The 7568-nt window shown below is 46.9% G+C and carries 7 protein-coding genes and 1 pseudogene; all 8 read left to right on the top strand.

Annotated elements, in window-relative coordinates:
- Positions 1–369: pseudogene (locus Q0372_RS00815) on the top strand (hypothetical protein); the annotation flags it as partial.
- Positions 370–961: 592 nt separating this feature from the next.
- Positions 962–1393: a nickel-responsive transcriptional regulator NikR gene (gene nikR, locus Q0372_RS00810; protein WP_298101450.1), complete on the top strand. Its 432-nt coding sequence runs from the start codon at positions 962–964 to the stop codon at positions 1391–1393.
- A 751-nt stretch (positions 1394–2144) separates the two neighbouring features.
- Positions 2145–2933 (top strand): hydrogenase nickel incorporation protein HypB, encoded by a 789-nt coding sequence (gene hypB / locus Q0372_RS00805; RefSeq protein ID WP_298101448.1) that lies wholly within the window; start codon positions 2145–2147, stop codon positions 2931–2933.
- Positions 2933–3214 carry a HypC/HybG/HupF family hydrogenase formation chaperone gene (locus Q0372_RS00800; RefSeq protein WP_005870452.1) on the top strand — a complete coding sequence of 94 codons (282 nt, stop codon included), beginning with the start codon at positions 2933–2935 and terminating at the stop codon, positions 3212–3214. The genes hypB and Q0372_RS00800 overlap by 1 nt, the downstream gene beginning before the upstream one ends.
- Before the next feature lie 35 nt (positions 3215–3249).
- Positions 3250–4347 carry a hydrogenase formation protein HypD gene (gene hypD, locus Q0372_RS00795; protein WP_298101446.1) on the top strand — a complete coding sequence of 366 codons (1098 nt, stop codon included), beginning with the start codon at positions 3250–3252 and terminating at the stop codon, positions 4345–4347.
- A 181-nt stretch (positions 4348–4528) separates the two neighbouring features.
- Complete coding sequence (hypE, locus tag Q0372_RS00790) at positions 4529–5716, top strand: hydrogenase expression/formation protein HypE (RefSeq protein WP_298101444.1); 1188 nt, start codon at positions 4529–4531, stop codon at positions 5714–5716.
- A gap of 108 nt (positions 5717–5824) precedes the next feature.
- Positions 5825–6382, top strand: a complete 558-nt coding sequence (locus Q0372_RS00785; RefSeq protein ID WP_298101442.1) for a hydrogenase maturation nickel metallochaperone HypA — start codon at positions 5825–5827, stop codon at positions 6380–6382.
- A gap of 784 nt (positions 6383–7166) precedes the next feature.
- On the top strand, positions 7167–7568 hold a 402-nt coding region (locus tag Q0372_RS00780; protein WP_298101440.1), incomplete at its 3' end, for a TonB-dependent receptor plug domain-containing protein.

Below are 7568 nucleotides of genomic sequence, written 5' to 3'. Positions count from 1 at the left end.
GAAAGCAAAAACGCCGCCGATGCGGATCAGAATCCGCAAAACGGAGCTTGCGCGCCGAGCCTTGAGGGCGAATGCTACGTGATTGATTACGAAGAGGCGTTTTTGCAGGCTTTGAGCGATGAGCCGCGCTTGGCTGCGACGAAATTTATAAACGCCATCGCAAATTTCATCGCGGAGTTTGCGGAGGGCGCGGGGCTCGAGGTCGTGCTAAGCGGCGGGGTCTTTCAAAACGCGACGCTTCTAAATCTTACGTGCGAAAAGCTGCGCGCGCGAGGGATAAAATTTCATCTAAATCGCGAGATCCCGTGCAACGACAGCGGCATCGCATACGGGCAGCTCGCAGCGTATCTAAGCGAAATTTCGCGCTAAGCTCGTCCACAAAAAACGCAAATATAGCCGTTAAGCTCGCTCTTTGTAAAATTTATTAGTCTCATCTCGCCGCTAAATTTATGAACTCTGCGCCCTGCCTGCTCTTTGCGTAAATTCTAACGCTACGGGCGATAAAATCCACCGAGGCTAGCTTTTCTAAAATCGCAAAATCAGCGAACAAATTTATGCCTTGCCGTCTTCATATGTCGTAGCCGAAACGTTAAAATTTTAAAATTTAACGGCGCGCCGTTGTCTGCCATAGCATTACGGCGCACTGCTATGGCAATCGATGTAAAATTCTACCGCGGCGCATGGCTAGATACTGCGCAGATCCCAAGCTAAGACGCTATTTAGCGCCCGACTCTTAAAATTTGAACGCAAGCTCGCGGTAGAATTTAAAATAACGTAGCACCGGTAAATTTTATCGCGCTAGCACTAAAATACAACGCGAAATCGCGAGCAAAATTTCAAAATAAGCGCGGTGCCTTGGAGCTTTAAATTTTAAAGAATAAGCCAAATTAGCGCGAAATTCTTACTATTTGAGCGGAATTTCGGTAAAATTACATTCAAAATACGCGAAATGAGGGGAGCTATGAAAAAAGAGGAAAAAGAGGGCGCCGTAAGATTTAGCATTTCGCTGCCGACGAAGCTTTTTGAGGATCTCGATGAGATGGTGCGCGCCAAGCAATACCTAAGCCGCAGCGAGTTTATCCGCGATCTGATCCGCGAAAAGATGGTTGAGGGCGTGCTTCACGGAGATGGCGAGGATGACTGCGTGGGCGTGCTTTGCATCGCGTATGATCATCACCAAAGCGATCTGATCGAGCAGCTCGTAGAGATCGAGCACCACGCAAACGTCACCATCGTCAGCACCAGCCACTTCCACATCGACGAGCGCCACTGCTTCGAGGAGATCACGATGCGGGATAAAATTTCAAAGATCGAGCGGCTCGGCGCCAAAATCGGCGCGCTAAAAGGTGTAAAATTTTCTAAGCTCGTAAACGCGGTAATCACCGAAGCGTAGGGCTTTTGCGCATTTTTAAAAACAGTGCGTCGCGCGAAATTTTACGTGCTTTTAAATTTAAACGCAGCGGCTGCGCGACTTTTGCGAGTTGTGCAGCGCGATTCTCGATCGAGTAGCGAATTCGGGTGGGGTAGCTGCGCAAGGCGTGCAAATAAAATTTGTTTAAATTTACACGGCAAACGAAAGCGCAAAATTTTAGAAATTTTAATCAAAAAGCATTCTTGCCGCGAGTTTAAATTTACGCACAAGCACGAAACCGGCACAGCAGCTCGCGACTAAATTTTATAGGCGCCGCTTTCGTGCCGCATTTGCAAAGCCGAGCTAGCGCAAAATCGATATTAAAATGGTCGCCGCATTGGTATTCGGCAAGCCTGCGATCACGCGCGAGAATTGTAGAGTGCCGGGATAAAATCCGCTCGCAAGCCCTGAATTTCGCGCTCTTATCTACGGCGATCTCTGGTTTATTTTGAGCCATTGCGAGCTGCGAGGTCTAAATTTTAGAGAGCGCGGCTCTGCAATCTGCGAGCAGGCGATTAAATTTAAAGCAACGCTTTACTCGCGAGCTTTAAAATTTTGCGTCGAGCATTCGCAAACAACGTATGAAATTTAGATAAAACCGAAGCGCATAAATTTTTAAGCGCTGTTAAATTTCATAAAATTTCGCGCTTCGATATAAAATTTATCAAATTTACGCCATTTAAAGCAAAAACGTGGTATTTTACGCGCAAAATTTATTATCCAAGGAGAAAAAATGTGTAAAGATTGCGGCTGTTCCATCGGCCACACTCACGCGGACGGCACCGTCCACTCCCACGCTCATATGCACGAGGCGGGGATTGATCACGAGCACGACGTGCACGATCACATTCACGCAAATATCGCTATTAATGACGCCAAGACGATCGAGGTGATGAGTAAAATTTTAAGCGCCAACGACGAGGAGGCCGCTCACAACAGAGCCCATCTGGATGAGGATAAAATTTTATGTCTAAATTTGATGAGTAGCCCCGGCAGCGGCAAGACGACGCTACTTGAGGCCACTATCAAAAGCGGCAAATTTAAAATCGGCGTCATCGAGGGCGATCTAGAGACTAACCGCGACGCCGATCGCATCATAAAAGCTGGCGCGCAGGCGCATCAGATCAGCACCGGCGAAACCTGCCATCTGGACGCCTTTATGGTTCACGAGGGGCTTCATCATATCGATACTAAAAATTTAGATCTGGTTTTCATAGAAAACGTCGGAAACCTCGTCTGCCCTGCGGCATTTGACGTAGGCGCGCACCTGAACGTAGTGCTTCTAAGCGTGCCAGAGGGCAGCGATAAAATCGCAAAATATCCCGTGATATTTCGCCGCGCAGACTGCGTCGTAATAACCAAAACCGCGCTGCTACCGCATTTTGACTTCGATATGGAGGAAGTGGTGCGCGAAGTGCACAAGCTCAATCCGAAAGCCGACGTCATCGCGCTTGATAGCAAAAGCGGCGAGGGCGTGGAGAAATGGCTGAAATTCCTACAATACAAGAAGGAATTTCGTTAATGTGCCTTTCAATCCCTTCAAAAATCATCTCAATCGACGAAAATAATTTCGCGACCGTGGAGACTCTGGGCGTGCGCCGCGGCGTGAGCTTGGATCTGCTCCCCGAACCCGCGGCGGTCGGGGAGTACGTGCTGATCCACGTTGGCTTTGCGATGGAGAAGATCGATACGCAGCGAGCGAAGGAGAGTATCGAAATTTACGAGCAGATCGCAAAGCAAATGAGGGCGGAAGAGGGCTCCGTATATGAAAGCATAGAGCCGAGAGCCGGCGCAGAGAATTAAAACGGCTTGCAAACCCGTAAAATTTAAGGTAAATAATGGATCTAATCAAGGATTTTAGGGATAAGGAGCTGATTTTAGCGCTTAGCAAGCTGATAATTTCTAAAAGCAAAAAGCCGCTAAATATTATGGAGATTTGCGGCGGACACACGCACTCGATCATGAAATTCGGCCTTCCGAGTCTGGTCGGCAAAAATATTAAATTTATCCACGGTCCCGGCTGTCCGGTGTGCGTGATGCCGCGCAGTCGCATCGACGAGGCGATCAAGCTCGCCGCGATGCCGCAGAGTATTTTTTGCACTCTAGCAGACATGCTGCGCGTACCGGGCTCTCGCACCAGCTTGCAGAAGCTGCGCAGTGAGGGGCACGACATCAGAGCGCTTTATAGCCCGCTTGATTGCATAAAGATCGCGCAGGAAAATCCACAAAAAACGGTGATATTTTTTGCGATCGGCTTTGAGACTACGACGCCGATGAGCGCCGTGCTGATCGATAAAGCGCTGAGTTTGGGGCTAAAAAATCTCTTTTTTCACATCAACCACGTCACGGTGCCCGCGCCCGTGCGAGCGATCTTAGACGACGCGGACGTGCAGATAGACGCGTTTTTGGGGCCTAGCCACGTAAGCGTGATCACCGGCGCGAAGGCCTACGAGGGCATAGCGCGGGATTACAAAAAACCGATAGCCGTAAGCGGATTTGAGCCGCTTGACATAATGGCGGGCGTGTTAAATTTGGTCGAACAGCAAAACGCCGGCACCTACGAGGTTTTCAACGAATACGAGCGCGTCGTAAAAGAGGGCGGCAACCAAAAAGCGCAAAATTTGATAGATAAATATTTTGAAATTTGCGATTTTTCGTGGCGAGGGCTCGGCGAAATTCCAAAAAGCGGCATGAAGTTGCGCCCGCAGTACGCGGCGCTGGATGCCAGAGTGCAGTTTGATTGCAGCGTACAGAGCGCTCCCGAGAGCAAGGCCTGTATCTGCGGCGAAATTTTGCGCGGCAAAAAAAGCCCCTATGATTGCAAGGTTTTCGGCAAGCACTGCACGCCGCAAAACCCGATAGGATCGTGCATGGTAAGCTCAGAAGGGGCGTGCGCGGCATATTTTAAATACGGCGACGTTAAGAACGCAGGCTAAATTTTGCGCGCGATATCGCAGAGCGTAAATTTTAAAAATAAGTCATGCTTTAAAATTTTAACCAAAGCGGAATGGTTGCGCTAAATTTGCTTTAAAATTTTGCGCGGCGACGTAGCGGCACGGCTTGTTCGGCTGCAAAAATACGGGCTTATAAATTTAAAACCGAGTGAAAAGGAAAAATTTGAACGAAACTATACTTTTAAGCCACGGCGGCGGCGGCGAGGAGATGAATAGGCTCATCAACGAGACGATCTTTGCGGCGTTTGATAATGAAATTTTACGCGCCAACAACGACAGCGCGATACTAAATTTAGACGCTGGGGCGGATTTTGACCGCGCGACGCCGAGCTCTACTCTGAATTCGGCGGCTAGTTTCGGTGGCGAACTAGCTTTCAGCACCGATAGTTTCGTCGTCACGCCTCTGTTTTTTAACGGCGGCGATATCGGCAAGATTGCCGTTTGCGGCACCGTCAACGACCTTGCGATGGTGGGCGCTAAGCCGCTGTTTTTAAGCTGCGCGCTCATTATCGAGGAAGGGCTTAGCCTAAGCGAGCTGCGACGCATCCTGGACTCGATGGCGAGCACCGCGCAAAGCTGCGGCGTTCGTATCGTTTGCGGTGACACAAAGGTCGTGCCGCGCGGCAAATGCGATAAAATTTTCATCAACACTAGCGGTATCGGCCGTGTTTTGCGACCTGCGCGCGTACAAAACATCAAAGCGGGCGCAAAAATCCTGCTTAGCGGCGACATCGGGCGGCACGGGGCGGTGATACTCGCGGCGCGCGACGAGATCGCTCTAAGCAGCGAGCTGCAAAGCGACTGCAAACCGCTTTGCGCTGCGGTAGAAAAGCTGATCTTGCAAGGCGTGAAGATCCAAGCGATGCGAGATGCGACGCGCGGCGGACTCAGCGCGGTTTTAAACGAATTTGCAAGCTCCAGCGGGCTTGAATTTTTAGTGCGCGAAGAGGATATCAAAATCAGCGACGAAGTAGTGGGCGTATGCGAACTGCTGGGCTTCGAGCCGTACGAGCTTGCAAACGAAGGCACTTTCGTAGCGATTGTAGAAGATGATGTCGAGGCGGATCGGGCGCTTGAGATACTGCGCGAATTTGACGCGAACGCCGCAATAATCGGCGAGGTACGCGAAGCAGGGTACGACAAAGGCGAATTTAAGGGCGCTTTGACGCCTAGACCTAGTACACATGATGGATCTGTGGGTGCGAGCGACGCGGGCACAGTATCAGAAAATAGGGCGGGGCAATTTCAAACTCCGCATGCGGCAAAAGGGCGAGTGATTTTGCAAAACGCCTACGGATCGCAGCGATTTTTAGAGCTTCCGAAAGGCGAACTGCTGCCGAGGATTTGTTAAATTTACGTGCAAATTTCGCAAATTTAAACCTAAATTTCAGAGCACGTTTTAAATTTACAACAAAATTTCGTATAGAATACGGCGCGGCCGTAAAATTTAGAGGGAAAAATGCATGAACTATCGATCGTAGCGGATCTTGTGGCGCTATGTGAAAAGGCGCTAAACGCCGAAAAAGCAAAGAAAAAAGGCGCGGCCGAGCAGGGCGCTAAAAATAGCTGTGACATCGCCGATATAGACAAAGAAAATACAGATTTTGCGAATACCGGCATAGGCACCGAGAATACCGAAAATACGGGTGTTGTGGATACGAACTCGAACGACAAAAGCGGCGATTTTTATAAAAATTTAGATGTAAAACCACAGGCGCCCTACGATACATTTAGTTCGAAAAGTCCGCAGATAAGGGAACTGCACGTAAAAATAGGGCGACTAAGCGGCGTGGAAGCGCATTATTTGCAAAACTGCTATGAAGTCTTTCGCGCAGGCACCGTCTGCGAAAATGCGGATCTCATCATCCATACCCAAGAAATCGTCGTAAAATGCAAAAACTGCGGTTTTAGCGGAGATTTGACGCAGAACGATTTTTCTTGTCCGCGCTGCAAAAGCTCCGAAATCAGCGTAATCGACGGCGAGGATATGTATCTAATGCGCCTGGTTATTGAATAAAAGAGGGCATTTTCTAGGGGCAATAACTTCCCATATTTTAAATTTAAATCTCTACCATAAGCAAAATTTTATTTCCGCCCAATTCAGATATTATCTATTTTAATTCTTACAAAAACACATCGTCATGTTGATTTTATTTGAAGTCACGATAATATGTAAAATTCTCCTAATAAAAACCATTAATAAAACAACAAATACGTTAAAAATACATGAAATTATTCATATAATTATACGTTAATTTTGTGTTGAATTTTTACTTGAAAATTATAGTTTTCAATATAGAATACCTAGAATTATAGTGTTTTTGCTCCAAAAAATTGAAAAATGATGAACTACTGATATATATTTTCCTATTAATGATTTCTATGTAGTAAACGATTTATAAAAATGAATTTTTTGATTTTATTAATTTAGCATCATTTTTCCATAAATTTTTATGGACGTATTTATTTAAATTATAATAAGTTTATTGTATTGCCCTATTTTGTATCTAAATTTGCAACATTAAATTCAATATAAATCATGCTTATATTTTTGCATTAATTTAATATTGCAGTAGTATTGACAATGATTATCTCATCTGATATAATAACGTGAAAATTTTATCAGATTTTAGGAGTTAAATTTTGAAAGTTTTTACTCTCTCTCTCTCTCTGAAGCTGCAGCTACCCTACTTTTATTAAGCGCCACAAATCCAGCCATAGCCGACGAGCAAACTAAGCAAAGCGTAAATCTCGGCGAAGTAGAAGTTACCGCAAACAAAATAAGCGAAAATTTAAAGGATGTGCCACAAAGTATCAGCGTCGTAAGTGATACTGAGCTACAAGAGCGCGATGTCAAAAACGTCGAGGAGCTGGTAAAAACTATGCCAAACATTACCGGTGTAGGCGGAATGTACGAGGGCATCAGTACTAGAGGACTCAATCCTTCGATATATACGAGTTCTAACCCCGTCACGGTCTATGTTGGCGGCGTAGCGCAAAGTAACAAAGACGCAGCCTATATCCCCGTTACAAATATCGATCACGTCGAGGTTTTGCGAGGTCCTAGCAGTGCGATCTACGGCAAAGACTCAATCGGCGGCATCATTAATATCGTTTTAAAAGAGCCGACTAACGAGTGGAGCGGCAGCGTCGGCGCCGAATATGGCTCGCACAAATACATGCTAGGTCTTTTTGAAACCAGC

This window comes from uncultured Campylobacter sp. (assembly GCF_937997405.1).
In the GTDB taxonomy this organism is placed as follows: domain Bacteria; phylum Campylobacterota; class Campylobacteria; order Campylobacterales; family Campylobacteraceae; genus Campylobacter_B.
This window is presented reverse-complemented; position numbering and strand designations above follow the sequence as displayed.

Bases quoted from the DNA above. Each gene is read 5' to 3' on its own strand.
- nikR (WP_298101450.1), top strand. From the start codon at position 962: ATGAAAAAAGAGGAAAAAGAGGGCGCCGTAAGATTTAGCATTTCGCTG.
- hypB (WP_298101448.1), top strand. From the start codon at position 2,145: ATGTGTAAAGATTGCGGCTGTTCCATCGGCCACACTCACGCGGACGGC.
- Q0372_RS00800 (WP_005870452.1), top strand. From the start codon at position 2,933: ATGTGCCTTTCAATCCCTTCAAAAATCATCTCAATCGACGAAAATAAT.
- hypD (WP_298101446.1), top strand. From the start codon at position 3,250: ATGGATCTAATCAAGGATTTTAGGGATAAGGAGCTGATTTTAGCGCTT.
- Q0372_RS00785 (WP_298101442.1), top strand. From the start codon at position 5,825: ATGCATGAACTATCGATCGTAGCGGATCTTGTGGCGCTATGTGAAAAG.